At 62.8% G+C, this 26,282-nt stretch carries 25 protein-coding genes, 1 tRNA gene and 1 pseudogene; 15 read left to right on the top strand and 12 right to left on the bottom strand.

Going from position 1 to position 26,282, the window contains the following annotated elements; translation table 11 throughout:
• Window positions 1–103: 103 nt before the first annotated feature.
• Both ACWTV1_RS10650 and ACWTV1_RS10645 read left to right on the top strand, forming a co-directional pair.
• Entirely contained in the window at window positions 104–469 is a 366-nt protein-coding gene (locus ACWTV1_RS10650; RefSeq protein ID WP_498505299.1) for an ArsR/SmtB family transcription factor, read from the top strand.
• Window positions 466–2,100, top strand: coding sequence for a SulP family inorganic anion transporter (locus ACWTV1_RS10645; protein WP_498505298.1), 1,635 nt, complete (start codon window positions 466–468; stop codon window positions 2,098–2,100). The genes ACWTV1_RS10650 and ACWTV1_RS10645 overlap by 4 nt, the downstream gene beginning before the upstream one ends.
• Before the next feature lie 44 nt (window positions 2,101–2,144).
• On the opposite strand, the gene ACWTV1_RS10640 is transcribed toward ACWTV1_RS10645, so the two are convergent.
• Both ACWTV1_RS10640 and ACWTV1_RS10635 read right to left on the bottom strand, forming a co-directional pair.
• On the bottom strand, window positions 2,145–3,554 hold the full coding sequence (locus ACWTV1_RS10640) for a GH1 family beta-glucosidase (protein ID WP_498505297.1): 1,410 nt from the start codon (window positions 3,552–3,554) through the stop codon (window positions 2,145–2,147).
• Window positions 3,555–3,620: 66 nt separating this feature from the next.
• Complete coding sequence (locus tag ACWTV1_RS10635; protein WP_498505296.1) at window positions 3,621–4,823, bottom strand: ROK family protein; 1,203 nt, start codon at window positions 4,821–4,823, stop codon at window positions 3,621–3,623.
• Window positions 4,824–4,985: 162 nt separating this feature from the next.
• Between ACWTV1_RS10635 and ACWTV1_RS10630 the strand changes: the two are divergent.
• Window positions 4,986–5,808 (top strand): annotated as a pseudogene (locus tag ACWTV1_RS10630) (FGGY-family carbohydrate kinase); the annotation flags it as partial.
• On the opposite strand, the gene ACWTV1_RS10625 reads toward ACWTV1_RS10630, so the two are convergent.
• Window positions 5,805–6,305 (bottom strand): MarR family winged helix-turn-helix transcriptional regulator, encoded by a 501-nt coding sequence (locus ACWTV1_RS10625; protein WP_498505295.1) that lies wholly within the window; start codon window positions 6,303–6,305, stop codon window positions 5,805–5,807. The pseudogene ACWTV1_RS10630 and the gene ACWTV1_RS10625 sit on opposite strands and share 4 nt — an antisense overlap.
• 94 nt (window positions 6,306–6,399) lie before the next feature.
• Between ACWTV1_RS10625 and ACWTV1_RS10620 the strand changes: the two genes are divergently transcribed.
• The 5 genes from ACWTV1_RS10620 to ACWTV1_RS10600 all read left to right on the top strand — a co-directional run bounded on the left by ACWTV1_RS10620 (window position 6,400) and on the right by ACWTV1_RS10600 (window position 10,572).
• Window positions 6,400–7,296, top strand: coding sequence for an EamA family transporter (locus tag ACWTV1_RS10620; RefSeq protein WP_498505294.1), 897 nt, complete (start codon window positions 6,400–6,402; stop codon window positions 7,294–7,296).
• A 203-nt stretch (window positions 7,297–7,499) separates the two neighbouring features.
• The gene (locus tag ACWTV1_RS10615) at window positions 7,500–8,069 is read left to right on the top strand and encodes a GTP-binding protein (RefSeq protein WP_100389825.1); all 570 of its coding nucleotides are present in this window, start codon (window positions 7,500–7,502) and stop codon (window positions 8,067–8,069) included.
• On the top strand, window positions 8,066–8,467 hold the full coding sequence (locus tag ACWTV1_RS10610) for a roadblock/LC7 domain-containing protein (protein ID WP_498505293.1): 402 nt from the start codon (window positions 8,066–8,068) through the stop codon (window positions 8,465–8,467). The genes ACWTV1_RS10615 and ACWTV1_RS10610 overlap by 4 nt, the downstream gene beginning before the upstream one ends.
• A 200-nt stretch (window positions 8,468–8,667) precedes the next feature.
• Entirely contained in the window at window positions 8,668–9,618 is a 951-nt protein-coding gene (locus tag ACWTV1_RS10605) for a DUF2510 domain-containing protein (protein WP_498505292.1), read from the top strand.
• Between the two features lie 108 nt (window positions 9,619–9,726).
• A complete protein-coding gene (locus ACWTV1_RS10600; protein WP_498505291.1) occupies window positions 9,727–10,572 on the top strand; it encodes a hypothetical protein in 846 nt (281 codons plus the stop codon).
• 19 nt (window positions 10,573–10,591) lie between these two features.
• Here ACWTV1_RS10600 and ACWTV1_RS10595 read toward each other — a convergent pair whose 3' ends face one another.
• Window positions 10,592–11,608 carry a TauD/TfdA family dioxygenase gene (locus ACWTV1_RS10595; RefSeq protein ID WP_205030382.1) on the bottom strand — a complete coding sequence of 339 codons (1,017 nt, stop codon included), beginning with the start codon at window positions 11,606–11,608 and terminating at the stop codon, window positions 10,592–10,594.
• Window positions 11,609–11,802: 194 nt separating this feature from the next.
• On the opposite strand from ACWTV1_RS10595, the gene ACWTV1_RS10590 reads away from it, so the two are divergent.
• Together ACWTV1_RS10590 and ACWTV1_RS10585 are read left to right on the top strand one after the other, a co-directional pair.
• Window positions 11,803–11,884: transfer RNA gene (locus ACWTV1_RS10590), tRNA-Leu, on the top strand.
• Window positions 11,885–12,044: 160 nt separating this feature from the next.
• Window positions 12,045–12,782: a DedA family protein gene (locus ACWTV1_RS10585; protein ID WP_498505290.1), complete on the top strand. Its 738-nt coding sequence runs from the start codon at window positions 12,045–12,047 to the stop codon at window positions 12,780–12,782.
• A gap of 97 nt (window positions 12,783–12,879) precedes the next feature.
• Here the strand turns inward: ACWTV1_RS10585 and ACWTV1_RS10580 are convergent, their stop codons facing one another.
• The 4 genes from ACWTV1_RS10580 to murI all read right to left on the bottom strand — a co-directional run bounded on the left by ACWTV1_RS10580 (window position 12,880) and on the right by murI (window position 15,750).
• The gene (locus tag ACWTV1_RS10580; RefSeq protein ID WP_498505289.1) at window positions 12,880–13,425 is read right to left on the bottom strand and encodes a HEAT repeat domain-containing protein; all 546 of its coding nucleotides are present in this window, start codon (window positions 13,423–13,425) and stop codon (window positions 12,880–12,882) included.
• Between the two features lie 46 nt (window positions 13,426–13,471).
• Window positions 13,472–14,068: an RdgB/HAM1 family non-canonical purine NTP pyrophosphatase gene (gene rdgB / locus ACWTV1_RS10575; RefSeq protein WP_498505288.1), complete on the bottom strand. Its 597-nt coding sequence runs from the start codon at window positions 14,066–14,068 to the stop codon at window positions 13,472–13,474.
• Window positions 14,069–14,071: 3 nt separating this feature from the next.
• Window positions 14,072–14,827: a ribonuclease PH gene (gene rph, locus ACWTV1_RS10570; RefSeq protein ID WP_498505287.1), complete on the bottom strand. Its 756-nt coding sequence runs from the start codon at window positions 14,825–14,827 to the stop codon at window positions 14,072–14,074.
• Window positions 14,828–14,913: 86 nt separating this feature from the next.
• Entirely contained in the window at window positions 14,914–15,750 is an 837-nt protein-coding gene (murI, locus tag ACWTV1_RS10565; protein WP_498505286.1) for a glutamate racemase, read from the bottom strand.
• A gap of 111 nt (window positions 15,751–15,861) precedes the next feature.
• Between murI and ACWTV1_RS10560 the strand changes: the two genes are divergently transcribed.
• Window positions 15,862–17,115, top strand: coding sequence for a nicotinate phosphoribosyltransferase (locus tag ACWTV1_RS10560; protein ID WP_425355805.1), 1,254 nt, complete (start codon window positions 15,862–15,864; stop codon window positions 17,113–17,115).
• Here ACWTV1_RS10560 and ACWTV1_RS10555 read toward each other — a convergent pair.
• The 3 genes from ACWTV1_RS10555 to ACWTV1_RS10545 all read right to left on the bottom strand — a co-directional run bounded on the left by ACWTV1_RS10555 (window position 17,112) and on the right by ACWTV1_RS10545 (window position 21,264).
• Window positions 17,112–17,372, bottom strand: coding sequence for a DUF3039 domain-containing protein (locus ACWTV1_RS10555; RefSeq protein ID WP_100389813.1), 261 nt, complete (start codon window positions 17,370–17,372; stop codon window positions 17,112–17,114). The two genes, ACWTV1_RS10560 and ACWTV1_RS10555, sit on opposite strands and share 4 nt — an antisense overlap.
• A 68-nt stretch (window positions 17,373–17,440) precedes the next feature.
• Window positions 17,441–19,012, bottom strand: a complete 1,572-nt coding sequence (locus ACWTV1_RS10550; protein WP_498505285.1) for a hypothetical protein — start codon at window positions 19,010–19,012, stop codon at window positions 17,441–17,443.
• The gene (locus tag ACWTV1_RS10545; protein ID WP_498505284.1) at window positions 18,988–21,264 is read right to left on the bottom strand and encodes an ABC transporter ATP-binding protein; all 2,277 of its coding nucleotides are present in this window, start codon (window positions 21,262–21,264) and stop codon (window positions 18,988–18,990) included. Before ACWTV1_RS10545 ends, ACWTV1_RS10550 begins: the two co-directional genes overlap by 25 nt.
• A gap of 199 nt (window positions 21,265–21,463) precedes the next feature.
• Between ACWTV1_RS10545 and ACWTV1_RS10540 the strand changes: the two genes are divergently transcribed.
• From ACWTV1_RS10540 to ACWTV1_RS10525, 4 genes are all read left to right on the top strand, one after another.
• Complete coding sequence (locus tag ACWTV1_RS10540) at window positions 21,464–22,156, top strand: phosphocholine cytidylyltransferase family protein (RefSeq protein WP_100389811.1); 693 nt, start codon at window positions 21,464–21,466, stop codon at window positions 22,154–22,156.
• Window positions 22,157–22,301: 145 nt separating this feature from the next.
• Window positions 22,302–23,102, top strand: a complete 801-nt coding sequence (locus ACWTV1_RS10535; protein WP_189621942.1) for an ABC transporter permease — start codon at window positions 22,302–22,304, stop codon at window positions 23,100–23,102.
• On the top strand, window positions 23,102–23,845 hold the full coding sequence (locus ACWTV1_RS10530) for an ABC transporter ATP-binding protein (RefSeq protein WP_498505283.1): 744 nt from the start codon (window positions 23,102–23,104) through the stop codon (window positions 23,843–23,845). The genes ACWTV1_RS10535 and ACWTV1_RS10530 overlap by 1 nt, the downstream gene beginning before the upstream one ends.
• Window positions 23,846–23,913: 68 nt before the next feature.
• Window positions 23,914–24,909, top strand: coding sequence for a hypothetical protein (locus ACWTV1_RS10525; protein WP_498505282.1), 996 nt, complete (start codon window positions 23,914–23,916; stop codon window positions 24,907–24,909).
• 44 nt (window positions 24,910–24,953) lie between these two features.
• Here ACWTV1_RS10525 and ACWTV1_RS10520 read toward each other — a convergent pair whose 3' ends face one another.
• Window positions 24,954–26,246, bottom strand: coding sequence for a CDP-glycerol glycerophosphotransferase family protein (locus ACWTV1_RS10520; RefSeq protein WP_498505281.1), 1,293 nt, complete (start codon window positions 26,244–26,246; stop codon window positions 24,954–24,956).
• Window positions 26,247–26,282 lie beyond the last annotated feature (36 nt).

The following is a 26,282-nucleotide window of genomic DNA, read 5'->3' as shown; positions in this document are numbered from 1 at the left end:
CGCGCCCGCAAAACTGATATGATGATTACATCAATTCAGCAAGTGGCTGATTACTTGCTGCCGCAGCGCACCCACACCACACGCAGCGATCAGGAGCACAGCAATGGTCGTTCTCGATGAGCGCAGGCCGCTCTACGAAATCAAGGCGAACCTCTTCAAAGGGCTCGCGCATCCGTACCGCATCCGGGTGCTCGAGATTTTGTCGGCCGCTGATGAAGCATCCGTCGCCGACATGCTTGCCGAGACCGGGCTCGAAGCATCCCACCTCTCGCAACATCTTTCAGTGCTGCGCCGCTACGGCCTCGTCGTTTCTGACCGCCGCGCGAGTGTCGTCTACTACCGCCTCGCCCTCCCCCAGATCGCCGAACTGCTGCGCGTAGCGCGCGTGTTGCTCGGCGAAATTCTTACCGACGCCGACAGCCAACGTGAGCTTGTGAACAGTCTTCCTGCGATTCCGGATGCTCGATGAAACGCTCCTGGCGCACCCTGCTCCCTAGCCTGAGTGACTACCGCGAACTGCGCACCAGCTGGCGCGGAGACCTGCTCGCTGGTGTCACCGTCGGCATAGTCGCCCTCCCCCTCGCGCTCGCCTTTGGAGTGAGCTCCGGAGTCGGTGCTGAAGCCGGGCTCATCACCGCGATCGTCGCCGGCATCGTCGCTGCCGTCTTCGGTGGCTCCAACGTGCAGGTTTCGGGCCCCACCGGCGCCATGGTCGTGGTGCTCGCCCCCATCGTCGTCAGCCACGGTGTTGAAGCCGTCGCCATCGTCACCCTGCTCGCAGGAATCATCGTGGTCGTCGCCGGCGTGCTACGCCTCGGCCGCACCGTCAGCTACATCCCCTGGCCCGTGATCGAAGGCTTCACGGTCGGCATCGGCATCATCATCTTCCTTCAACAAGTGCCCTCCGCGCTCGGCACCGAAGGCACCGAACACCCCACCAACGCCGTGCTCGCCGCCGGCGCCTTCATCGGTGCTGCCGAGTGGCCCGCTGCCTTGCTCCCCCTCGGCGTTGCCGCCGCCGTGATCGCGATCATGCTGCTGCTCACCCGCATCAGCGGCCGCCTGCCCGCCTCCTTCATCGCCATTGTCGTTGTCACGATTGCCGCTCAAGCCCTCAACTTGCCGCTGACGACCATTGGCGAACTCCCCGCTTCCTTGCCCGCACCCGCCGTTCCCTCGTTCGACTTCGACTTCACCGCGCTCATCGGACCGGCGTTCGCCGTCGCCGCCCTCGCCGCGATCGAATCGTTGCTCTCCGCCCGCGTCGCTGCCAGCATGTCTGACACCGGGCCCTACAACGCCGACCGCGAGCTCGTCGGCCAGGGGCTCGCTTCCATCGCCTCCAGCTTCTTTGGCGGGATGCCGGCCACCGGTGCGATCGCTCGCACTGCCGTGAACGTGCGCTCCGGGGCTCGCACTCGCGCCTCCACCATCGTGCACGCCCTCGCCCTGCTGATCGTCGTTTACCTCGCCGCTCTAGTCGTGGCCGTGATCCCTCTCGCCGCACTCTCGGGCGTACTCATGGCGACCGCCGCCCGCATGGTCTCCCCCACCCTCATCAAGACCATGATGCGCACTGGCAAGGCCGAAGCCGCCGTGTTCGTGATCACGGGCATTATCACCGTGAGCTTCGACCTCATCATCGCCGTCGGCATCGGCATCGCCGTCGCCGCCTTCTTCGCTCTCCGCGCCCTCAGCAAAGCCAGCGGCGTGCACCGCGAAGAACTCCCCGGCTCCCCCGAGCCCGGTGACGAACGCATCGCCCTCTTCCGCATCGACGGGTCCCTGTTCTTCGGAGCAGCCGAACGCCTCATCGACCGCATTAACGAGCATCAGGGCATCGAAGTCGTGATCGTGCGCCTCTCGCAACTGCACCTGATCGACGCAACTGGCGCGCACACCCTCACCGAACTCATCACTGCCCTCGAACGCCGCGGCGTGACCGTGATCATCAAGGGCATCCGCCCCGAACACCGGGATGTGCTGCAGCGGCTCGGCGTGATCCGCTCGCTGCGGCATCCGAACCACCTGTTCGAAGAGCTCGAGCCCGCGATCGAGCACGCCCGCTCGCACATTCGTCGCGCGGAGCTGGCGCGCTGACTCGGCCTCTCGCTAGGCCGCTAGGCCGCTAGCCAGTTCGCGCGCTAGTTCAGCGCCGGCATTGCCTTGTTCTTCGCGACCTCAGAAACCCACAGCCCACTGTCTTTCACGATGCGCTCTTGAGTGTCGTAGTCGACGCGCACGATTCCGAAGCGCTTCGAGTAGCCGTAGCCCCACTCAAAGTTGTCGAGCAGCGACCACACGAGATACCCCTGCAGGTTCACCCCGCGCTGCATCGCTCGGTGCGCGGCCGTGAAGTGCCGGTTGAGATAGTCGACCCGGTCGGCATCGTGCACCCGACCATCTGTCACCTCGTCGTCAAATGCAGCACCGTTCTCGGTGATCATCAACGGCAGGTCAGGGAACCGCTCGCTCAGATCAACCAGCAACTCTTCAAGACCATCGGGGGCAATGTTCCAGTTCATCGCCGTGTACGGGCCGTCCTGCGGCAAGAACTCGACATTACGGCTGCCCGGCCAAGCGGAACCACCCATGTCTTTGTGACCATCGTTCATCGCCCGCTCGCTCACGCCATCCCACATCTTCACCGTGACCGTGGAGTAGTAGTTGACGCCCAAGAAATCGAGGGGCTGATGGATGGTCGCCAAATCGCCCGCGTGAACGAACGACCAATCGGTCACCTCGCTCGTGTCGGCAATGAAGTCGTCGTCGTAGCGACCGAGCAGCATCGGGCTCGTGAAGGCGCGGTTCGCGAGCGCATCAATGCGACGCTTGGCCTCGGCATCCTCACCGCGAATCACGTGAAAGTTGAGCGTCGCCGACACTTCTGGCGAATTCGTCGCGGCGGCACGGATGCGCGGCACGGCCATTCCGTGGGCCAGATTGAGGTGGTGCACTGCGGCCAGCGCGTCAGCATCACTCGTGCGACCGGGCGCGTGCGAGGCCGAACCGTAGCCCAAGTAGGCGGAGCACCAGGGCTCGTTGAGGGTTGTCCACGTGTGCACGCGATCGCCCAGGGCAGTGGCCGCGAGCTCGGCATATTCGGCGAACCACATGGCAGTATCGCGCTCAGGCCAGCCGCCCTCATCCTCAAGTTCTTGCGGCAAATCCCAGTGATACAGAGTAGCGATGGGGCGGATGCCGCGGCTCAGCAATCCGTCGACAAGACGCGAGTAGAACGACACTCCTTCCGGGTTGATCGGCCCTTGCCCGCCCGGCTGAAAGCGCGGCCACGAGATGGAGAAACGGTAGGCGCCGAGCCCCAGCTCGGCCATGAGATCTAGGTCGGATTCGAGCCGGTAGTAGTGGTCGTCGGCAACATCGCCGGTGTCGCCGTTCCAGGTCTTGCCCGGGGTGTGGCTGAAGGTATCCCAGATAGATTCGGTGCGCCCGCCATCACGCGCAGCGCCCTCCACTTGATACGCCGCCGTCGCGGAGCCGACGATGAAGTTCGGCGGAAAAACGAGACCAGAATCGCGGTAATCGGAGTTCATCTTGCAACCCTAAGACCGGGAGCTTCGATTTGGCCGAAACTATCCCGAGGTTACGTCAAGAAAGAACTAGAGCGCCGCGGGGTCTTCGAGGAGCGCAGCGAAAGCGAGCTCGGCCGCGCCGATCATGAGCAGGTCCGCACCGAGTTGAGCCGGCACAATCTGCACGCCCTCGAACGATGCTTCGAGCGACTGGCTGCGCACCCGCTCAATCAAAAACTCGGGATCAAACGCGAAGATGGATGCCAAGAAACCGCCGAGCACAATCACTTCAGGATTCAATACATTCACTGCGTTGCGCAGCGACGTGCCGAGCGACAGCAGCTGTCGGTGCACGAGCGCGCTCACCGCAGGATCCGTGGATTCGCGCAGTGCAGCATCCAGAGTTTCGGAATCAACGTTGGTGAGGCCAAGAGCCTGCAGCAAGTCGGCGCGGTTCACTTCGGTCTCGAGGCTTCCCTCTTCACGCGTGCCTTTCTCGGCAGTACCGTTCTCGACGCGAACGTGGCCAAACTCTCCCGCATAGCCGGCACGACCGGTGAGGGGCCGCCCGCCGCTGATGATGCCGCCACCGATACCGCTGGCACCACCATTGAGGTAGATGAGGTCATCGATGTTGCGGCCGGCGCCGTAGATGTGCTCGCCGAGCGCACCCACACTCGCGTCGTTGGCGGTGGAGACGGGGTAACCGGTTGCTTCAGCAAGCAGTTCGCTCACGGGTTCATCGCGCCAGTGAAGGTGAGGCGCCCAGCGCACGAGGCCGTCTTCGACGCGCACCAGACCAGGAGCAGCAACGCCGATCCCCACGATGCGCCCCGTCGTTTCGTACTCGCCCCGCAAGCTTTCGATGATCACGCTGGAGATCTTGACGAACTGCGAAACAGTCGGCGGCTCCTCCGTCTCATAGCGGATGCGCTTCAAGAGCGAACCGTCGAGCCCTACGACCCCGACGGTGATGGCGTCGATCTCGGGGTTGACCGCAATGGCCACCGTGCGAGCATCCGCGTTCACCATCGGCGACGGGCGACCGACCTGCCGAGTGGGATCTGGCTCACTTTCGTACGCCAAACCCAACTCGGTAAGTTCGGCCACGAGCGCCGCAATAGTCGAGCGGTTGAGCCCCGTCTGCGAGGTCAACTGTGAGCGGCGCTGAGCCCCACGATGAAGCAGGGTCAGCACGCGCGACAGATTGTGCCGCCGAGTGCGATCGCCGCGCCCTCCCGTGCCGGTCGGCGACGGCAGCGACGACGAGGGCGGGGTGTTCTGGTTCACGGGCGGTTCCACTCGGTTGGCAATAAAACGTTGATGCTAAGACTAGCGACGCCCGGCACGACGCTTGCTCATGACGTCGAACACCACGGCGAAGATGATCAGGATGATCGGGTTCCGCGGTACGCAGAAAGCTGGAAAGGTGAGCGCCAAGATTGCGACCGCAGCGACACCGGCCTCATTGTGACGATGCTCACCACCAACCTCTTCAGTGCGCCCGTGTTTAAAGCTGGCGGCTTCACCTCCAATGATCGCGACGTTCGCCGCTTCGCCAGGCGCAAGGCCATGCGTCAGCTTGAACTCGGCGTAGAGCTGGGCGCTAAGACCTTCGTCATGTGGGGCGGCCGCGAGGGAGCAGAGTACGACTCCGCGAAAGACGTGCGCTCCGCTCTGGAGCGCTACCGCGAAGCTCTCAACCTGTTTTGGTGACTATGTCACCGAAAAGGGCTACGACATCCGCTTCGCTATTGAGCCCAAGCCCAACGAGCCGCGTGATGATATCTTGCTGTCGACCGTCGGTCACGCCATTGCGTTCATCGAAACCCTCGAGCGCCCTGAACTGTTCGGCGTGAACCCCGAAGTTAGCCACGAGCAGATGGCGGGCTTGCCGGATGCCACGGCAACCTTGTTCGGCATGACGCTCGCCTCTACGACACGGCCATCACTCGCGCGCGCCGCCATCGAGGGGCTGCTGTGCGGTCTCGCGGATGGCCTTGACGCTCTCGTGGGCCAGGGAGTCACCGCCGAGCGAATCCTCCTCATCGGTGGAGCGGCGCAGAATCCTGCCGTCTCAACGATCGCGTCGCAGGTCTTCGCCGTGCCGGTTATGGTTCCCGAGCCCGGAGAGTACGTCGCCCTCGGCGCCGCAGCTCAGGCGGCGTGGGTGCTCGACGGCACGCGCCCCGACTGGACAATCGCCACCGTCGCGGAGCCCGCATCCGACCACCGTCCCGTCATTCGCGAACAGTACGCGCGCTACGCCCTCTAGCCGGCGTCGCTTTCGTGCGCGCTGAGCAACCCGCTGAGTAGCCTCGCGAGCTGGTCGCGCTCATCGCCACCGAGCGACTGCAGCAGCCGTTCTTCGTTCTCAAAGTGGGCGGCGAGCGCGCCCTCAATCACTTCAGCGCCGTGAGGCGTAAGAGCAACGCGAACAGTGCGCCGGTTCTCCGGGTCAGTTTCGCGTGAGATGAGCCCCTTGGTCACGAGGCGGTCGAGTCGATTGGTGATCGCGCCCGAGGTGACCATCGCGCTGTCGGTGAGCGCGCCAGCGGTGAGTCCGCGTGGGCCGGCATCCGTTCGCAGCAGAGTGGCAAGGATGTCGAACTCCCCCGGTTGCAAACCGTGCGCTTCGAAGACATCGCTTTGCGCTCGCTCGAGCAGCCGCGTGAGGCGCGAGAGCCTACCGAGCACGCCCATGGCGCTCACGTCGAGCTCTGGGCGCACGGTGGCCCACTGGGCAAGGATGCGGTCGACGCTGTCTGTCATGGTTTCTCGATCTTTCAACGTTGAACTATTTGACGGTTCCAGCATAACCCTCTAGATTGTTTAACGTTGAATTATTGAACATTGAGGACTTCCAATGCACTTGCGCGACACCCTCATCACTGCGATCGCACCTATCGCGTGGGGCACGACCTACATCGTCACGACCGAACTACTGCCCGACGGGCATCCGCTGTACGCCTCCCTAGTTCGCGCTCTCCCTGCCGGCCTGATCGCCCTCGCCCTCACGCGACAACTCCCGCAGGGTGCGTGGTGGTGGAAGTCACTCGTGCTTGGCGTACTCAACATCGGAGCATTCTTCCCCTCGCTCTTTATCGCCGCCTATCGACTGCCGGGCGGGGTTGCCGCCACTCTCGGCGCCGCCCAACCCCTCATCGTTGCGGTGCTGATCGTCGTCATCCTGCGCCAGAGCGCCCCGTGGCGGCTCGTTGCATGGGGCCTCGTCGGAGCCCTCGGCGTGGCGCTCGTCGTGCTGCGAGCGAGTGCCCAGCTCGACACCATCGGCTTGATCGCCGGACTCGGCGGCACCGCATCCATGGCCCTCGGCCTAATCCTCTCCAAGCACTGGGGTAAGCCGCCGGCAGTTTCTGCGCTCAGTTACGCAGGCTGGCTCCTCACCGCGGGCGGACTCTTCTTGCTGCCGATCACCCTGCTCGCCGAAGGCATTCCCGGCAGCATCACCGGTCCCGCGATTGCCGGCTACGCCTGGCTCGGGATCGTCGGCGGCATCGTGGCGTACACGCTCTGGTTCCGCGGCATTCGTATCGTGCCGATCGCGTCGCTCGCCGTGCTCGGACTGCTCTCACCACTCACCGCCGCGCTGCTCGGCGCCCTGCTTCTCGGTGAACGTTTCAGCCCGCTTCAACTACTCGGTTTTGCCCTCGCGCTCACCGCCATTGTCGGGGCACAAATCCCATCTCGAAAGCCGTCAGTGGCACCCGCTGGCGAACGCCGCGAACGTCGAGACCAGTGAAAAATTGGTCTAGCAAAACGCCCGAAACCCCTGAAAACACGGCACGTTTTGAGGGGACAGACAGAACGTTCTGGTCAGCATTTATGCGGACTATTTCGAACGACACCCAAATGGGGGTCTACTACCCCGCTTCGGGGGCTTGCATGCTTCAGTAAGCAAGAACCGTAGAGAACCGTGGAACGAACTCCTGGGGGGAGGATCAGATGTCAGAGCACGTCATACTGTTTGCCGGCCCCATGGGCGCCGGAAAGACAACTGCCATCCGCGCCCTCAGCGAGATCGAAGTCGTGAGTACCGAGGCTACGAATAGCGACCAAGCGGCCGCCGCCAAAGCCACCACCACCGTCGCTCTCGACTACGGAGAGATCAGCGTCAACGAGGCTGAAAAAGTTCGCCTCTACGGCGTTCCCGGCCAGAAGCGTTTCGACTTCATGTGGACGATCCTTGCCGAGCGTGCTGAAGGCGTGATCCTGCTCGTCAATGCGGATGCCGAAAACCCGGTCGAGACCGCCATCGAGTACGTCAAAGAGTTCTTCGCTCTCTACGAGCGTGGCGGAATCGTCATCGGGCTCACCCGCGCCGACCTCGTGCCCACCGCCCTCATTGAGGAATACGCGAACGCGCTGGCCGACGAAATGCCCGACGTCATGATCCCGGTCTTCACGGTAGATGGCCGCTCCAACGCCGACATGACCGTGCTGCTGATGACTCTCGTTGCCAACGTTGAGCTCAAGCAAGCGATCGCGCCAACACTTTCTAGGAGGGCACGATGAGCATCGTCACCCACCTTGACCCCAAGTACATCTCCCGAGGCGAACTCGCTCTCAGTGGACTCCGCAGTCTTGCCCCGTCTCTTCGCTATGCCTCGCTCCTCACGGAGGATGGATTCAGCGTCGTAAACGTGGCGGGAAAGGAATTCGACAGCAATCGTTTCGCGAGCATGGCCAGTTCGACCCAGGCTCTCGCCGATGCTGTCGCTCGAGAATTGCGACTCGGAGACAACGAGTTCGTTATCGTCGCGGCCGAACAGGGCCACGTCGTTCAGGTGCGAGTCGAAGATCACCCGCTGGTGCTCGCAGCCCTGTTCACCGACAAAGCCACCATCGGCACGTCACTGACCGCCGCGCGGCGCACCGCGCGAAGGCTCAACACCCTGCTGATGGCAAAGTAAAACCAAACCCGCAACCCGCACCATCCGAATAACCAGAGCACGCACCACCCGAATAACCCGCAGTAGGACCAGGAACTACGAACAGGTGTGATCACCGTCTAACCCGCAGATCATTTCCTGACTCGAGGATTTTTACCCGAGAAAGCTTGACCGCAATGCACCCTCGGCATTGCATCAGAATTCACGCAGGAGGCGTGAAGATGACTACTTACACAACAAATATCCCCGCCGGCTGGTACCCCGACCCGCTTGGCCTCCCTCAGCTGCGCTGGTGGGACAACCACACGTGGACCGACGAGATCTCTGGAGCACGCGCACCGCTCGTGCACCAGCTGGTCGACGTCGAATTTGCCGACCCGACCGAGGTCGAGTTCGACGAAGAACCTCAACGCGTCGCCGCCTCCACGCCGACCGCCCGCGAGACGACACCCGAGCCCAACCTCGCCAGCACGCTCCGCGAGCTTGAGGCACCGTTGGCCGAGACCGCCGTCGATTCCGCGAGCGCTGGAGAGCCCACCGTGGGCTACCGCGACAACGACGACGACTCTGACCTCACCGCCATCACCTCGGAGTGGGCCCCGGTTGCTGAAGCCATCAAGGTGGCCGCAAGTAGCGCTCAGCCGACCGTTCTTGCCATCACCTCGCCCAGCTTCCCGATGCTCGTTATCGACGTTTCGGAGCGCGCGTACTGGTGGAAGGCCGAACTGGCTGACTTTCCGATGTTCCCCACCGACATCAGCATCCGCACCCACGTTCGCGAAGAAGTCATCATGCCCACCGGCGCTGGCTTTGACCTGAACCCATTGCTGTGGATGATCGGCACCACCGGCTACGCTCACGCTGCGGCTCCGTGGCTCACCGACGGCGCTCGTTACCGTCTGCGCCGCTGGCCCAACATGACGAGCCTCCCGCACGATGCAGACCAGCTGCGGATGACATCCATCCTCAGCCACGCACCGTTGTCGGCAAAGGAACTCTCCGCCATCGCCGAGACCGAGCAAGTCGCCGCGAACTCACTGCTCGCCGCACTGAGCCTCATGAACATCCTGCGGGTGCTCCCGGGTGCCACTAGCGACGAAATGGGCGCTCCGGCACCCGCACCCGCCCCGCGCGGTTTCTTCGCTCGCTTGCGCGGCCGTCACACCAAGTAGTTCGCACCGTCTTTACGATTTCCAGCCGAGCGGGCGGGTGAGTTACCCGACTCGCCCTCTCGGCTGAATAATCCTTGACTTCGGATGCTTCGCGCTTAGGCTGTGCGAATGATCGCGTTGCCGTTGACCTCCGCCCAGTTCGCACGCTGGGCCATCGCTGCCTTTCTGAGCTCCGCCCTCCTCGGAGCCAACCAGTACCTATTTGGCAGCTACGGCGCAATCGGCACACCTCCGGCAGAGTTTCCCGTCTTAGTCACCGTCGTTGGTGCCGCTGTCGGAGTTTTTGCGATCGTGCTTCTCGCGTTCGCCGCTGTCATGACAGGGTTCGCGATCACAGCCGCATGGAGCACTCGTTCACAGCTGGCGCGAGAGGCCACCGCAGAGACGGTCGAGGACCGCCGCTACACGCTCGATCCGTCGGCGACCGCGCCGCTCTCGCGTCGAACGCGATTGCTGATTAGCGCCGGTGCCGTCTTGGCAATGATGGCCGTAGTCACGATCGGAATCCTGAATATTTACATCTGGAACCCGCTTGCCAAGGCACCCGGGCTCACGCTCGACGAAATCTACGCCGCCATGGCCGCAGCGGGAGAACTCGGGCCCGACCCATTGCCGTGGATTTGGGCTATCTTCTGGCCTCTCGTCGCACTCGCTTTCGCAGGCCTCACGGCGTTGCCCACTTTCGCGAACATCATCACCATTCGCGGGATGCTCATCATCAATTGTGTAATTCTGAGCGTTGCGATCTTCTTCCACTGGTTTGCCGGCTTCTCCATGGGCATGGGACTCGCCGACACCTTCTTCGTGAGCGGTGCGGATGCGGCAGGCCCCGGCATGCTTCTCAGCATCGCCGGGCAACTCTTTGCGGTCGCCGCGCTCTTCCTTGCTATCGCCCCGAAACGCACAAACGCGGGCCGCCTGCCGGAGCAGACGACCCGCGTCGTAACGAACTAGCTAGCTTTCGCTGAGCCTCTTAGCTGTGAACCGCAGCAAGGGTGCGGCGGTCGTCGAGCAGCTGAGGCCAGAGCTTGCGGCGGTCGCGAACAACGAAGCCACGAGCGATGAAACGGTCCTTGCCGTCAAAGCGGGGCTCGTACATTGAACGACCGTGCATGGCGCGCAGGTTGTCGAGCATGAGCAGGTCGCCCGGCTGAAGCACGTGGGCGTCGCGGTGCTCAATGTAGGTTTCGACGACCTTGGCGAGCAGTCGCTGAGCTTCTGCCGTGATGCCGTGCATGAGGTCCTGGTCAACCAGAATGTACGGGTCGTCTTCTGGCCCACGCAAGATGGGGAACGGCCCGCGTACGTCATCCGGGTTCGGAATGTACGGCTGGAACGACTCGTCGATCGTGGTAGCCCACAGCGGCTGGCGCAGCTTGGCAACCTCTTCAGGAGTCATGTTTGCCACCAGCTTGCGACCCGAGAAAGCGTAGGTCTTGGCATTCTCGTCGCCGCGAAGGGCACCGAGGATGACGTAGTCAGGCTTGAAGTCAGAGAAGCACTGCTCGGTGTGAGCTTCGAGCTCCACCTTCGAGCCCTGCGACTGCTGAGTTACAGCAAGCTTGGGGTTGGGGACCATATCTTGGATGAGGTGGCCGTTGCCCTCTGCCTCGTAAGCAACCATGCTTCCGAGAAGGTGGGCAAGCATTCCCATTTCTTTTGCAAAAACGGTGCCAGCGCCGAGGCCGCTCTTGTTGTTCAGCGGGGTGTCTGTGAGGTCTTCATCGACGTACAGGCCACGCACAACCATGATGCCGGCTTCAGAGCCAACCTCAGCAAAATTCAGAACAGCGGCACGGACCTCTTCAGGCAGGCTGAAAGCCGCAGCGAGAGCCTGGCGACCGAAGTCATCCGGGTTCTCGTTAGGATGCGCGGTAATGCGCTCAGCAGCGGTACGAATCTCAGCAGCCATGGCGGCGTCGACAGTGAAAAGGCTCGATTGGAGCTCGTGAACGGTAATGTCGCTCTCCTTGCTTCGTGCGCTGCGCAAGCTGTTGCTCTTGGTGGCCCTGGGAAGGCGCAGTCGCGGACGTTGTTCTCCATAGGGAAGACACTTCTTAAATTACACCCTCCGCCCCATAAAACACGAGGATTGCGGGGTCGGCGGGGCCGTGCACAGCAAAAATGTAGCTACGTCATAGGTGATTCGCGGTTGCTCAATCTCGCGCTAAGATTGACCGGCCAGCGGGAGTGGTGAAATTGGTATACACGCAGGATTTAGGTTCCTGTGCTTTCGAGCGTGCGGGTTCAAGTCCCGCCTTCCGCACAACACACGACGTCTAGCGACCTGATGCTGCCTGGTCAGCTTCCCGCCGAGATCCGGGGGTATTCCCCACAGCGAAGCCCCCTCAGCACCCGTTACTCTGTGAGATACATAGCTACTGTCGCCGACTACGCGCACCTAGCCGACGATTCTGGAGAACCTCTTGGTAGGCACAGCCCTCATACCGTGGCTCGATCCCCAAAACCTGATCACCGGGTTCGGGGCATTCGCGCTGCTCGGCGTTGCCCTCATTGTGTTCTCCGAGACCGGGCTTCTCGTGGGATTCTTCCTCCCCGGCGACACCCTCTTGCTCATCACAGGTGTTCTCACCTTTGCCGGCGTAATCGAGTTCGACATCTGGTGGGTCTGTTTGGCCATCAGCCTTGCGGCGTTCCTCGGCGGAGAAGTCGGCTATCTCATCGGACACAAACTCGGCCCTAAAGTGTTCGAACGCAAAGAAACCGGGCTCTTCAGCGTAGAAAATGTGCGCCGCACCAACGCCTTCTTCGCCCGTTTCGGCGGCGCCGCGGTCATCCTCGCTCGCTTCGTTCCCATCGTGCGAACCTTCGCCCCCGTCGCCGCTGGTGTCGGCCACATGGACTACCGCAAGTACTCGCTCTACAACGCGATCGGTGCTCTCACGTGGGGCTCCGGACTCACGTTCGGCGGGTACCTCCTGGGCTACATCCCGTGGCTCAGCGATTTCATCGTCGAGTACATCGACCTCATTTTGCTCGCGGCCGTCACCCTCACGGTGCTGCCGACCGCGTTCCACTACTTTCGCTCGTCACACCAAGCGAAGAAGGCACGCGAAGCCGGCCAGCCAGATACGCTCAACGATGACGAGGCCGAGGCTCTCGCCTTGCACCCCAAAGACTTCGACCAAAACCTCGACGACTAACAACGCCGCCGGATGCTCGGCACGAGCTAGCGCTGAAGAGCTGGTTACTGCTCAGCGCAGGTTGCGACTGAAGCGCGGGTTACGGCTCCGGCGCTGGTTACGGCTTCGGCGAACGCTTGCGAATAGTGGTAACGGCCTGCTGAGCTGCGCGACGCACCTCAATGTCTTCATCCTTGACGAGGGCCGAAATCACTTCAACGTCGTCGAGAGATCCGACGGTACCGAGGGCGCGAGCCGCGGAGGCGCGCACACGAGCAGTGTCGTCCTCGAGGAGCGCCACAAGTTCGTCGTGAGCGTCGACGCGACGAGTAGCAACAACACGCGTTGCCATCTCGCGTACACGCCACGCTTGGTTAGTGAGAGCGGCGCGTACGGCATCCGCAGCACTGTCGTTCCAGGCGTGCAAGAGCGCACGCGTGCCCCACAGTTCGGGCCAGTACAGCACGGGAGCACCATCGAGGATGCCCTGAGCGTGCTCGCCACCGACGACGAGCAAGAACTCTTTACCCTCGTTGTTGCCCTCGATGAGGGAGACGGCGCGCTCGACTACGGTGTCTTCGCCGTGCCGCTCGCTGGCAGCCGCAATGCGGGCTGCAATAGGGAGAGCAAGGTCAACGGCGTGGGGATCATCATGTTCAGACACGCCTCAACCCTACGTTGTTGTGTCGCTCCGCTCGACCGCTGGCCTTTCACTGCTTGTCGCCGAGCAGTTGCGTGCGCACTACCGGCATGATCGCGGCGAATGCTTGCGCTCGGTGACTGAGAGCATCCTTCTGGTCAGAAGTGAGATCTGCCGAGGTACCGGGCTGGCCGTCGGGGCAGAAAATCGGGTCGTAACCGAAGCCTTCCGAGCCACTGCGCTCGCGCGCCACGGTTCCCGGCCAGAGCGCGAGTTCCACGAACTCGTGCGGCTCGTCGCCGGGAACCACAAAGGCGGCAGCGCACGCGAACTGGGCGGCGCGGTCATCCACACCCTCCATGTTCGTCAGCAGCAGTTCGAGGTTGTCGACGTCGTTGCGCGTTCCGGCATACCGAGCCGAGTGGATGCCGGGGGCACCGCCCAGCGCATCAACGCAGATTCCGGAGTCGTCTGCCAGCGCGGGCAACCCGGTGTGGGCAGCCGCGGCCCGCGCTTTGATGAGCGCGTTGGCTTGGAAGGTGTCGCCGTCTTCGACAGGCTCGGGGCCGTCGTAGGCAACGAGTTCGAGCCCGTCGAGAGCGGGGCCGAGGATTCGGCGCAGCTCGGCGACCTTGTGAGCGTTGTGGGTGGCGAGAACGATGCGCATTGGCTAGTTGCCTGCTGCAGCGGAGCCGGGAGCGCCCTCGGCGAGTGAGGCAACCTGGAGGGCGGTGAGGTCAGCAGCTCCCCCGATGGCGAGGTCGAGCAGCGAGTCGAGTTCGCGGCGGTCGAAGGGTGCGCCTTCGGCGGTGCCCTGAACCTCCACGAAGAGACCGCGGCCCGTGACAACAACATTCATGTCGGTCTCGGCACGAACGTCTTCGACATAGGCGAGGTCGAGCATGGGCTCACCATCGATGATTCCGACGCTCACGGCAGCCAACGAGTCGAAGAGAGCCTTCGAGTTCTTGCCGATGAACTTCTTCTCACGGCCCCACTCGATGGCGTCGGCGAGAGCTACGTACGCACCCGTGATCGCTGCCGTGCGGGTGCCGCCGTCGGCCTGCAGTACGTCACAGTCGATCACGATGGTGTTTTCGCCCAGAGCCTTCATGTCGACGACAGCGCGCAGGCTGCGACCGATGAGGCGCGAGATCTCGTGGGTGCGACCGCCGACCTTGCCCTTGACGGCTTCACGGTCCATGCGGCTGTTCGTGCTGCGGGGAAGCATCGAGTACTCGGCGGTAACCCAGCCTTTACCCTTGCCCGCCATCCAGCGCGGAACGCCGTTCGTGAAGGATGCCGTGCACAGCACCTTGGTCTTACCGAACGAGATCAGTGCGGAGCCTTCAGCCTGGTCGCTCCATCCGCGCTCGATCGTGACCTTGCGCAGTTCGTTATTTTCGCGGCCGTCGTGACGTGACATCTGTCTTCTCTCTCTCGGTGAAATCTGGGGTGTGGGGTGGGCGCGAAAGCGGATTACTCGCCACCGGGGCGGCGGGCATCCGATCGCTAATTGAGGTCGGGCAGGCTAATCACGCCAGTATCAAAAGTTTCGACGCGCACAATGTTGGGCCCCATGAACCGCGAGGCGAGGCGCGTGAAGCCAAGCTTGTCGGGCCCGGTGGCTTCGAAGGTGTGGCGGGCAGGTTCAGTGGAATCGCGCAGCAGGTTGTGCGCCACGAGAGTGCTGTACACGTCATAGGCGGTTTCTTCGGCGCTCGAGACGAGGGTTACTTCGCGACCCATCACGTACTGGATGGCCGCGGAAATGTGAGGGTAATGCGTGCACCCGAGCACGAGAGTGTCGATCTCAGCGGCCTTGAGCGGTGCAAGATATTCCTCCGCCACGGCGAGTACTTCTGGCCCGGTCGTGACTCCCGCTTCGACGAACTCGACAAAGCGAGGGCAGGCCTGGGTGAATAATTCGATGTCGGATGCCGCAGCAAAGGCATCCTCATAGGCACGCGACTTGATGGTGCCGGTCGTGCCGATCACTCCGACACGGCGATTGCGGGTCTGACGCACGGCCGCCCTCGTCGCGGGCTGGATCACTTCGACCACCTCGATGCCGTAGGCCTCGGTGTAGCGCTCCCGGGCATCCCGCAGCATCGCTGCCGAGGCGGTATTGCACGCGATCACGAGCAGCTTCACGCCGTCGTCAACCAAGCGGTCCATGACTTCGAGGGCGTAGCGGCGAACATCCGCTATCGGCTTGGGTCCGTACGGTGAGTGAAGGGTGTCACCGACATAAACGATGGACTCGTGCGGCAACTGGTCAATGATGGCGCGGGCTACGGTCAGGCCGCCGACTCCGGAATCGAAAACGCCAATGGGTGCATCAGTCACGCCTTCAATCGTAGTGGTGGATGCCCGAAGACTCCCCGCCAACGGTGAGGGACCGTCGCGTACGCTGGTCGGGTGAGTACCGCTCTGCTAACAGACCAATACGAGCTGACCATGCTCGACGCCGCAATCGGCAGTGGCCGCCACGAACGCCAGTGTGTGTTCGAAGTGTTCGCCCGCCGCCTGCCTGACAGCCGCCGTTACGGCATTGTGGCTGGCACAGGCCGCCTGCTCGAGCTGATCGAAGAGTTCCGCTTCGGCGACGAAGAGCTCGGCTTTCTGGCGCGCAATTCGATCGTGAGCCCCACGACCATCGACTGGCTTGCCAACTACCGCTTCACGGGAGACATCAGCGGGTATCGCGAGGGCGACGCCTACTTCCCCGGCTCCCCCGTACTCACCGTCGAAGGCACCTTCGCCGAGGCAGTGCTGCTCGAAACTCTTGCGCTCAGCGTGCTGAACTACGACTCGGCCGTGGCATCCGCTGCGGCGCGCATGGTGTCTGCCGCCGGCGCGCGGCCCATCGCTGAGATGGGATCGCGGCGCACGGGCGAACGGTCGGCTGTGGCATCCGCTCGCGCTGCGTATATCGCGGGCTTCAGCGCGACCAGCAACCTCGAAGCAGGGCGCAGTTGGGGCGTGCCAACGATGGGCACTGCCGCCCACTCGTTCACACTGCTGCACGACTCCGAAGAAGAAGCTTTTCAGGCCCAGGTGGATGCGCTCGGTCCCTCGACCACGCTGCTCGTCGACACCTATGACGTCGAGAACGCCGTCGAGCTCGCGGTGAAAGTGGCCGGCACCGGGCTTGGCGCGGTGCGCATCGACTCCGGTGACCTCGCCACTCAGGTTGCGTCGGTTCGCGCTCAGCTCGATTCACTCGGCGCCACAAAAACTCGCATCACCGTCACGAACGACCTCGATGAGCACGCGATTGCTGCGTTGCGCGCCGCGCCCGTTGACTCGTTCGGCGTTGGCACCTCGGTCGTCACCGGTTCGGGATACCCGGCCGCCGGCATGGTCTACAAACTCGTCGCTCACCACAACGACGCGGGCGAATGGGTGTCGGTTGCCAAGAAGTCCACCGCCAAGGCGACGGTAGGCGGCCACAAGGCGGCGATTCGCACGATGGAGAACGGTGTTGCGTCATCCGAACTGATCTATCAAACCGTGGATGCACGGCCCGAGGTCGAGGGCCGCGAACTAATCGTGCCGCTCATGACGGCGGGAACGGCGGATGCTCAGTGGCTCGGTGATGGCGGAACGCTTGCCGCCCGTGATCACCGCGAGGATGCCATGGCCGAGCTACCGCAGACTGCCTTCCGGCTTTCTCGCGGCGAGCCCGTGTTGCCAACGCTGTATCGCTAGGGCTTCATCTTTTCGTAAACGTCTTTGCAGGTCGGGCAGACCGGGAACTTCTCGGGGTCGCGACCGGGCGTCCACAGCTTGCCGCAGAGCGCACGGATCGGCTTGCCGGATAGCGCCGATTCCATGATCTTGTTCTTGGGTGCGTAGTGCGAAAAGCGTTCGTGGTCGCCCTCTTCAACCTGCTCTTGGTTGAGCAGTTCTTCGAGTTCGCGGTCGAGAGTGTCGGTTCCGCCGCCAGTGATATCGGTGTCAGCCATGGGTCAATTCTACTTCCGTCGCGGTGAGCTGGTGTCTGTGATTCTGCTGACACGGCTCAGGGGGTTGGTCAGTTTTGTGAGGAGAGCGCCAGCAGCTCTGGGCCGCGGCGCACCATGATGCGTCCTCCCCAGTACACGCCGATGACGAGCACGAGCAGACCGAGCGGTACCCCGACGATGAACGCGGCCCAGTGTGGCTGCAGTTCGGTGAAGGGGTTGAAGAACACTACGGCGAGCACGGGAAGCGCGAACAGGATAGAGAGCGCGAACGTGAAGGACTGCACGGTGGCCGCGTTCGAGACGAGGGCCTGAGGCTGGATGAAGGCACCGTGCCCGGGCAGCGGCGCTGCGTAGGGGAAGGCGGCGGAGCTGACGCTCGAGATGCCGAGCCCGGCGAAGAGCACACAGAGGCTGAGCCCGATCAAACCGGGAAGCGCTTCGTCGTTGCCGACGATCACGACCGTAATGATGCTTCCGACCACGGCGAGCGGGATGCCGACCAGGAGGTTGGGGACAATGCGACCCCAGCGGTCGTCAGCACCACGCGTGTGGGCCGAGACGTGAGTCCAGAGTGCCGTGTTGTCGTGGGCGACGTCGTTGTGTGCGCTCCAGCCAAGGAACAAACACATGACGGGCACGGGAATCCAGGCGATAACGTCGGCACCGATACCGCCGACGAGAAGCGCTGCCACCATTCCGATGGGGATGATGGGGATTGCAGCGAGAGCAACGAAGTAGCGTGCATCCCGAGCCCAGTAGCTGAGGCTGCGGGCGGCGATTGCGCCGAGGGGCGTTGCCGGCATGAGACGGAACCAGCCCAAGCCGGAACGGTATGTTTCGACGGCGCTGCGTTCGGGTCGGGCCAGAACGTACCCCATGAGGAAGTACCAGCAGGCCGCGAGAATCGCGAGGAACCCGAGGGCGATCGCGAGCTTGGCGACGACGTCACTGCTGTCGCCGGTTGCTGCCGATGCTGGCGCGCTAAAGGCGACGCCGAGGGGCGTCCATTCCAGAACCGCGGCGACTCGTCGAATCACGGGCAGTACTTGCGATTGGTAGTCGGCGAGCGCCAGCATCACGGCGATCGGTAGCGAGGCCACCACGAGGGTGATCGCTACGATGCCGAAGCCTTCGCGCAGGCGGCGGGTGCTCAGGTAGCGGGCGGCGATGAGGCTCGCGAGGCGAGCTCCGACTACCGCCGTGGCGATCACGATGAGCCCTGAAAGCACCGAGACGAGGGCGGATGCCACGGTTCCCGACCAGGCGACGATTTGCGCGATGGTGAGCCCCACCAGCATGACGGTGGGGATGCTGATAGCGCCGACGAGCAGCAGCAGGGCTGCGAGCTTGATGCGAGTCAGCGGCAGGTACGAGAAGCGGCGCGGGTCGAGCGGGTCATCCGCGTTCCAGCCGAGTGGCATCACTAGGAACCCGATGAGTACCGCTGAGCCGAAGACCACGAGGGTCGCTCCTGCTACTTCTACGGTGGTGCTGCGCAGGTTTGCTACGGCAGAAATGGCGATCAGGAAGAGTACGGCGCTGTAGATCAGCACCAATCCCATGGCGGATGCTACGAGCGGCCCCCGGCGAAAAACGTTCGCGAGGAGGGTGAGTTTCAGTCGGAGAAACTGCTTAACCACTCGAGCCCTCCCCCGCTGGAATTCTTACCGGTCAGCTGTACGAAGCGGTCTTCGAGCGACATTCCGTTGCGCACTTCGTCGATGGTGCCGTCGGCAAGCAGCTTGCCTTCAACGATGACGGCGACGTGGCTGCAGACGCTTTGCACGAGTTCCATGCGGTGGCTCGAGAGCAGTACGGTGCCGCCGGCGTTGACGTACTGCTTGAGGATGCGCGTGACGGTTGCTGCCGAAACCGGGTCGACGGATTCGAACGGTTCGTCGAGCACGAGCAGTCGCGGCGAGTGAATCATGGCGGCGGCGAGCGCAACCTTCTTGAGCATTCCCGACGAGTAGTCGCTGACTAGTCGCCCCATGACGTCGTCGAGCCCGAAGGCCGTCGCGAGGTCGGCGGACCGTTTGCGCACCTCGGTCGAGTTGAGACCGCGCAGCACTCCCGAGTAGTAGAGCAGTTGCGAGCCGGTAAGGCGGTCGAAGATGCGCAGACGATCGGGCAGTACGCCGATGGAGCGCTTGGCTACCTCTGGCGATTCCCACACGTCGACACCATTAACGGTCGCGTTGCCCGAGTCAGGGCGCAACAAACCGGTGATCATCGAGAGCGTCGTGGTTTTACCGGCGCCGTTGGGGCCAACAATTCCGTAGAACACTCCCGCGCGCACGCTGAGGCGAATGTCGTCAACAGCAACCGTGTCGCCGAAGTCCTTCGAGAGTCCGTTCACCTGCAAGACGACATCTTCGGATGTCGCTTCGAGTCCATGAGAAACGGTGGCGTCCACGGCAACCAGAGCTGCGCTCGCGTCATCCGTTTCGGGAACTGCGACGTCATCGCTCTCGCGCTCGACAACATTCGTCGGAGCGTCCGAGCTGAGTTTCTCGTCCTCGGGCGCAGCAGTCTCGGTCTCTGCCTCTACAGGCGCGGCCGTCGTTGACGCCGCGGCATCCGCTTGGGCGGCGTCTTCTTCCGCGGCGGGCACCTCGTCTGCTGGCAGCTCGACTGTGCTGGCCTCGATCGAGCTCGCGTCAGCCTTAGTTTCGGTTACATCAGCATCAGCCGTCTCAGCCGCAAGACGCTCAGCCTCAACGCGCTCTGCTTCTGCTTCTGCCTTTTCGGCTGCAGTTGCAGCTTCGGCTTCTGCTTCTGCCTTTTCGGCTTCAGCTCGTTCCGCTTCAAACTTGTCGGTCTCGGCTTTGTCAGCGGCGGCCTTTTCGTCTGCGAGCTTCTGCGCGGCAGCCTTCTGAGCGGCAGCTTCGGCGGCCGGGGCCGCAAACTGCGAGGCGAGGGCGCGCAAGCGCGCCAGGCCGGCAAGTACAGCATCCGGCTTCTCTTCGGCGGCAGGCGCCTCGTCGGTGTCTTTTGCGTCTGCCGTGGCATCCGCGGTGTCGTCGGCAGAACTTTCTATGTCGTCTGCGTTATCGGCATCGACGCCGACCTTTGAGGCATCAGTGTCTGCGTCAGGCGCATCGACGTGCGCGGTCTCGGGCTCAGTCTCGGATACCCCGTCAGTGGTGATTTCGACGGCGGCGGTTTCTACGACTTCAGCGTCATCAGCAGCGCGGCCGGCGACGGCAGCGTCCACAGCGGGGGCAGTCGGCTTCGGCGACGCAGAGCGGGGGCTCGTGGGCTTCGGGGCTCCGGGCTTGGGCGCGGCAACGCTAGCAGCCGCAGTAGCGCCAGCAGCGGCAGCACCGGCAGTAGCGCCAGCCTCACTGGGCGACTCAACTACGACATCCAACGACTCACTCGTACTGTGGTCGCTGCTGGTGAGGGTGCGCTCGGCATCTTCGGCTGCGGTGACAACGGTCTCCGGCTTCGCGCCAGCAGCGCGCGAGGCGGGCTTCGTGGCTGCGGCTGGCTTGGAGGTTCTGGAGTTCTTCGTGGCCGACGTCTTTGCGCCAGCGCTGGCAGCAGTCGACGACCTCGACGCGGGGCGCTTTGCCGCAGCACTCGGCTTGGCGGCGCCCGGCTTCGCGGTAGCGCTCTTCGCCGCAACTGATGACGGCTTTGGAACCGTCGTCTCTTCGGGAGCAGGCGTCGCGTTGGTCGCGGCGGCGCTCGTCGAGCGGGCAGGCGTCTTACGGGCTGCAGGCTTCTTGGCGGCAGGCTTACGAGTAGCAGAAGCTGAGGGCTTGGCAGCAGACGATTTCGCTTGAGAACCACGGGCCGTTGCCGGCTTTCGGGTGCTGGTCGCGGGCTTCGTTACCGGCGTTTCAACAGTCTTCTTGCCCTCGTCGGGTGTCTGGGCATTTTCCACTGTCCAAACCTACCAAGCAGTTGCCGTGAGAATGAGCGTGTATCACAAATAGGCAACAACCCAGTTAAATCTATGGAGTTCTCGGGCAGCACCGTTAGCCTGACTATCGCACAAAGGTGTGTCGATTTTGCCAATCTCGGGTTAACAGCAGGTTAACCATGCGCTGTTCCCGAGCCCCAGAACTACTGAGGAGACCACCATGACTACACAGGTCGTAATTTTAGCTGCCGGTATGGGCAGCCGTTTGGGCCGCTCGCTTCCGAAGCCCCTGACTGAGCTCAGTGATGGCCGCACCATCATGAAGCAGCAGTTCGACAACATCCACCACGCCTTCGGCAACAACGTCAAGGTCACGATCGTTGTCGGCTACAAGCTTGAGCACATCATCGAGGCATTCCCCGAGGCATCGTTCGTTTACAACGAGCAGTACGACCAGACCAACACGTCGAAGAGCCTCATGCGTGCGCTTCAGGCATCCGCTCCTGGCGGAGTGCTCTGGATGAACGGCGACGTTGTCTTCGACCCCACCGCTCTCGAGCGTGCCGCAGCCATGGTTGCGCGCGATCAGTCATTCGTCAGCGTCAACACCGCGAAGGTATCCGACGAAGAGGTCAAGTACACGACCGACGCTGAGGGCTTCATCAAGGAACTCTCCAAGACCGTCAAGGGCGGACTGGGCGAGGCCGTGGGAATCAACTACATCTCGCGCGATGCCAAGGCAACCCTGCTGCGCCACCTCAAGAAGGTCGGCGATCAGGACTACTTCGAACGCGGCATCGAGCTCGCTATCGAAGAAGACAACCTCCTCATCGAGCCCATCGACATCTCAGACCTCTACGCCATTGAGGTTGACTTCGCCGAAGACCTCGAGCGCGCCAACCTCTTCGTCTAAGCACGCTTTTCGGCTCTCTGAGCCACACAGTTTCGTCCGTCCGGCACCGAGTGCAGCGCGGACGTTGCTGGTTAAACCCAAGAATCGCTCACTCTGCTGCGGATGAGTGCGGCAGTTTGTCGATTTGCCCGTTTACTATAGGGGCGTGGCGAACACAGCACTGGGCCGATCTGCATGGTCTCCCCTCACCCGATACCGCCGCACCCTCTGGTTGCTCACAATGCGCGACCTCCGCGTGCGGTATTCCACCTCAGCCCTCGGCTATGTGTGGTCCATCCTCGACCCCTTGGTCATGGCCGGCATTTACTGGTTCGTCTTCACCCAAGTTTTTGACCGCACTGTCGGCGAACAGCCCTACATCGTCTTTCTGCTCACGGCCCTGCTGCCCTGGATGTGGTTCAACGGCGCCGTTTCGGATGCCACGCGCGCGTATTTGCGTGAAGCCAAGCTCATCCGGTCCACCAAGATCCCCCGCACCATCTGGGTGGCGCGACTCGTGCTCTCGAAGGGGATCGAGTTCATCGCGAGCCTTCCCGTGCTCGCCATCTTCGCCATCGCCACCGGCGCTGTGTTGCACTGGGAAGCCGTCTACTTCGTGCTCGGCGTGCTGCTGCAGGCGATCCTGACCATCGGAGTGGGGCTCATCGTGGCGCCACTTGTCGTGTTCTTCCGCGACCTTGAGCGGGCAACGAAGCTTGCACTTCGCTTTCTGTTCTATGCCTCACCGATCATTTATGGCATCCCCGACCTTGCGAAGCTCGGCCTCGACGGTCTCGCCGCCTTCAATCCGCTCGCCGGAATCTTCTCGCTCTACCGCGCCGCATTCTTTCCCGAACAACTCGATTGGTACGCGGTACTCATTGGTGGCTTGATGAGCCTGATTCTTGTGGGTGTCGGAGTCCTCGTCTTCACGCGCACCGAGCGTGCCGTGCTGAAGGAGATCTAATGACTGACGACTGTGTCATTCGGGTAGAGGATGCTGGCATCCGTTTCCGCCTCAACCGCCGCTCACGCCGCAGCTTCAAAGACCTTTTTGCCGGCCGCAAACGCCGCGCGCGTGCCGATGAGTTTTGGGCTCTGCGTAACGTGAGCTTCGATGTGACCGCTGGTGAGGCCATCGGAGTGGTGGGCCGCAACGGTCAAGGCAAGTCCACGCTGCTCAAACTCGTGGCCGAGGTCATGCTCGCCGACGAAGGCACTGTTCACGTGGGCCAGGGCGTTGCCCCGCTCATCGAGATCACGGGTGGATTCGTTGACGACCTGAGCGTGCGCGACAACGTCTACCTCACGGCTGGTCTGCACGGTATGACCAGGAGCGAGATCAACGAGCGCTTCGACGAGATCATCGACTTTGCTGAGATCAAGCGCTTTATCGATACTCCCTACAAGCATCTTTCGAGCGGGATGCGCGTGCGCATCGCCTTCGCCGTGATCTCGCGCCTCGAAGAGCCCATCATTCTGGTGGATGAGGTGCTCGCTGTGGGCGATAAGGCCTTCCGAGAGAAGTGCTACGGCCGCATCGAGGAGCTACTCAAGGGCGGCCGCACACTGTTCTTCGTCTCGCACAACGAGCGAGACTTGCGGCGCTTCTGCACGCGCGGTCTCTACCTCGACAAGGGTGAACTCGTACTCGACGGACCGATCAACGATGTGCTCGCGCGCTACAACGAGGACTACGGCTCCCAGTAACGTCACGGTTGGCCAACGGCTGGCTTACTCCCGGGGTGCCGTCAGACACCTCCGCTACGGTTTAACCCATGGCATCCAGCGATATGAGCACTTCACACCCGATGGTGGTGCGCGGCATCGACCGCGTGCTCACGGTGCAGCGTCCCGTTGTGTTGGCGCACATCCGTAGCATCCGTCGCAGCAAACCTCAGGCCACTCCGGATGAGATCATCGCCGTTCTTGAGCGTCGGTATCTGGCTGCGGTCACGACCGGTGGCGCCCTCGTGGGGGCGAGCGCTGCGATCCCCGCCGTGGGCACAGGGGCATCCCTCGCCCTCTCCGGAGTCGAAACTGCAGGCTTCCTTGAGGCGAGTGCGCTCTTTGCTCAGTCCGTCACCGAGGTACACGGCATCGTCGTTGACGATCCCGACCGCGCCCGCGCTCTCGTCATGACGATGGTGCTGGGTGGTGCCGGCAGCGACCTCGTGAAGCAGCTTGCGGCCCAAGCCACGGGAACCGGCGCGGCTCGTTCCGCGTTCTGGGGCGAGACCCTGACCAAGAACTTGCCCAGCACGCTGGTGGGTCCCATTGCCGATCGCCTCAAGCGCACCTTCCTCAAGCGATACGCTGCCGCGCAGGGCACCAACGTCGTTGGTCGTCTCATGCCGTTCGGCATCGGCGCGGTCATCGGTGGTGGCGGTAACAACATTCTCGGCCGTCAGATCATCCGCACTGCTCGTCAAGGGTTCGGCCCCTCCCCCGCGACGCTGCCGTCGTGGCTCGAGCCGGTCATCGCACTGCCCAAGGCAGCCAAAACGCCTCGGGTACGGGGCGAACGTAAGCGCCTCCCCGCGTTGCCCGCACTGCCCGCACTGCCCGGGCTACCCCACCGCCGCAAGAGCCGCGGCTGGGTTGAGCTCGAAACCCTCGCCGACCTCGAACAACATTTGGATGTCGATCAATTGACGGCAATCGAGGCCGGAGGCGCTAGCGCAACCGAGCCCGAGCCCGAGCTCGAGCTCGAGCAGCAGGACGAGCACGAGCCGACGCTGGACTCGGCGCCGGAGACCGAAGCTCCCCGCTAAGCAGGGCGCTTCGTCTTCGACGAACTACTCCGCGTTGGGGGACTCTACTCCGCGTTGGGAGACTCGTCGTCGTCATCCTCGAACGGGTCGACTTCGGTGACGTGACGGTCGCCGATGTGGATCTGCGCGTGACGGTGCCAGAGCGCCACTAGCGACTCCACCGCCTCGTGGAAGCGAGCGGTCGCCGCGCCTGGCGTCGTGTCACCGAAGTGACGCTCTGCCCAATAGCCCAAACGTTCGCGTGCTTCGGTGTCGAACTGCACTCGCTCAGCAATAGCAAGAATGTCTCCGGCCTGATCGGCGCGCAGCCATTCGCACGCACCAAGGTAGCCACCCTCATCGATCTCCGCAAGCTCCGAAATCGGGCGCGTAACGATGAGAGGTTTACCGGTGGCGAGACGGTCGTAGACCATTGCCGAAACGTCAGTGATCGCGACATCCGCTGCCACTAACTGCCAGCCCATTTCTTTGCCGTCGTCGTAAATGTGCTGCACCGAAGGATCGGACTCGTTTGCCTCGGCGATCGCCGCAATGATGTCGATGTTGGCGCGCTTGTACTCGGCGTTGACCACCCCGCTGCGCGGGTGCGGCCGGTAAATGAGACGGTGCTTGTCGCTGGCGAGAACGGCCTTGGCCAGAGCAACACCGTGACTCTCGACGGAGCCGTAAGCAGCCGCATCCCGATCACCCTCCCAGGTGGGCGCATAGAGCACGACCGTGCGGTCATCCGGAGTGTAAGGAAGTTCGCCAGCGAAGTGATCGGCCTGGGGGCGCCCGATGGGGATCGCCTTCTTCTTGAGGTCGAAATCCCAGAGCTTGTAGCTCAGGCGGTCGAGCGCGGCATCCCCGGCCACGAAGCTGTAGTCGTAGGCCTTGAACTGGTTGGTCGTCATGTACATCTTGTCGCTCTCACCGTGGTTGATGAAAACGTGCCACATGCGGCCGTAGCGGAACATCTGAAAGTTCTTGGCGTTCTGGTTGACGTAGAAAATGATCTTCAACGGCTGCTCAGCAACGAACTGCTCGAGCTCAGAAACGCGACGCAAATAGACGGTGGGTACGGGCGCCTCATCCCAGAGGGCAAGCACCGAGCTGGGTGAGCGCGCAATGATCGCCACCGGAAAGCGCTTCGAGAGCTCGGCGAGGGGCGCGTACCACTGACGCATTTGGTACAGATTCACCTTGGTGTCGGCGAAATAGACGGCGATACTCACCGAGCCGGGAACGGGCAGTGGATGCTCATCCATCAGCCCGGCAACGCGTCGTCGATTACGGCGGGAGCGCAACATCGTGCGCACCACCTTGCGTGCGGTCTTGATGTCCTTCAGTAGAGCCATGGTCACAATCAAATCACTGGAAGTATGGTGCGCTAG

This window comes from Salinibacterium sp. VpJ6, from assembly GCF_059767345.1.
This window is presented reverse-complemented; position numbering and strand designations above follow the sequence as displayed.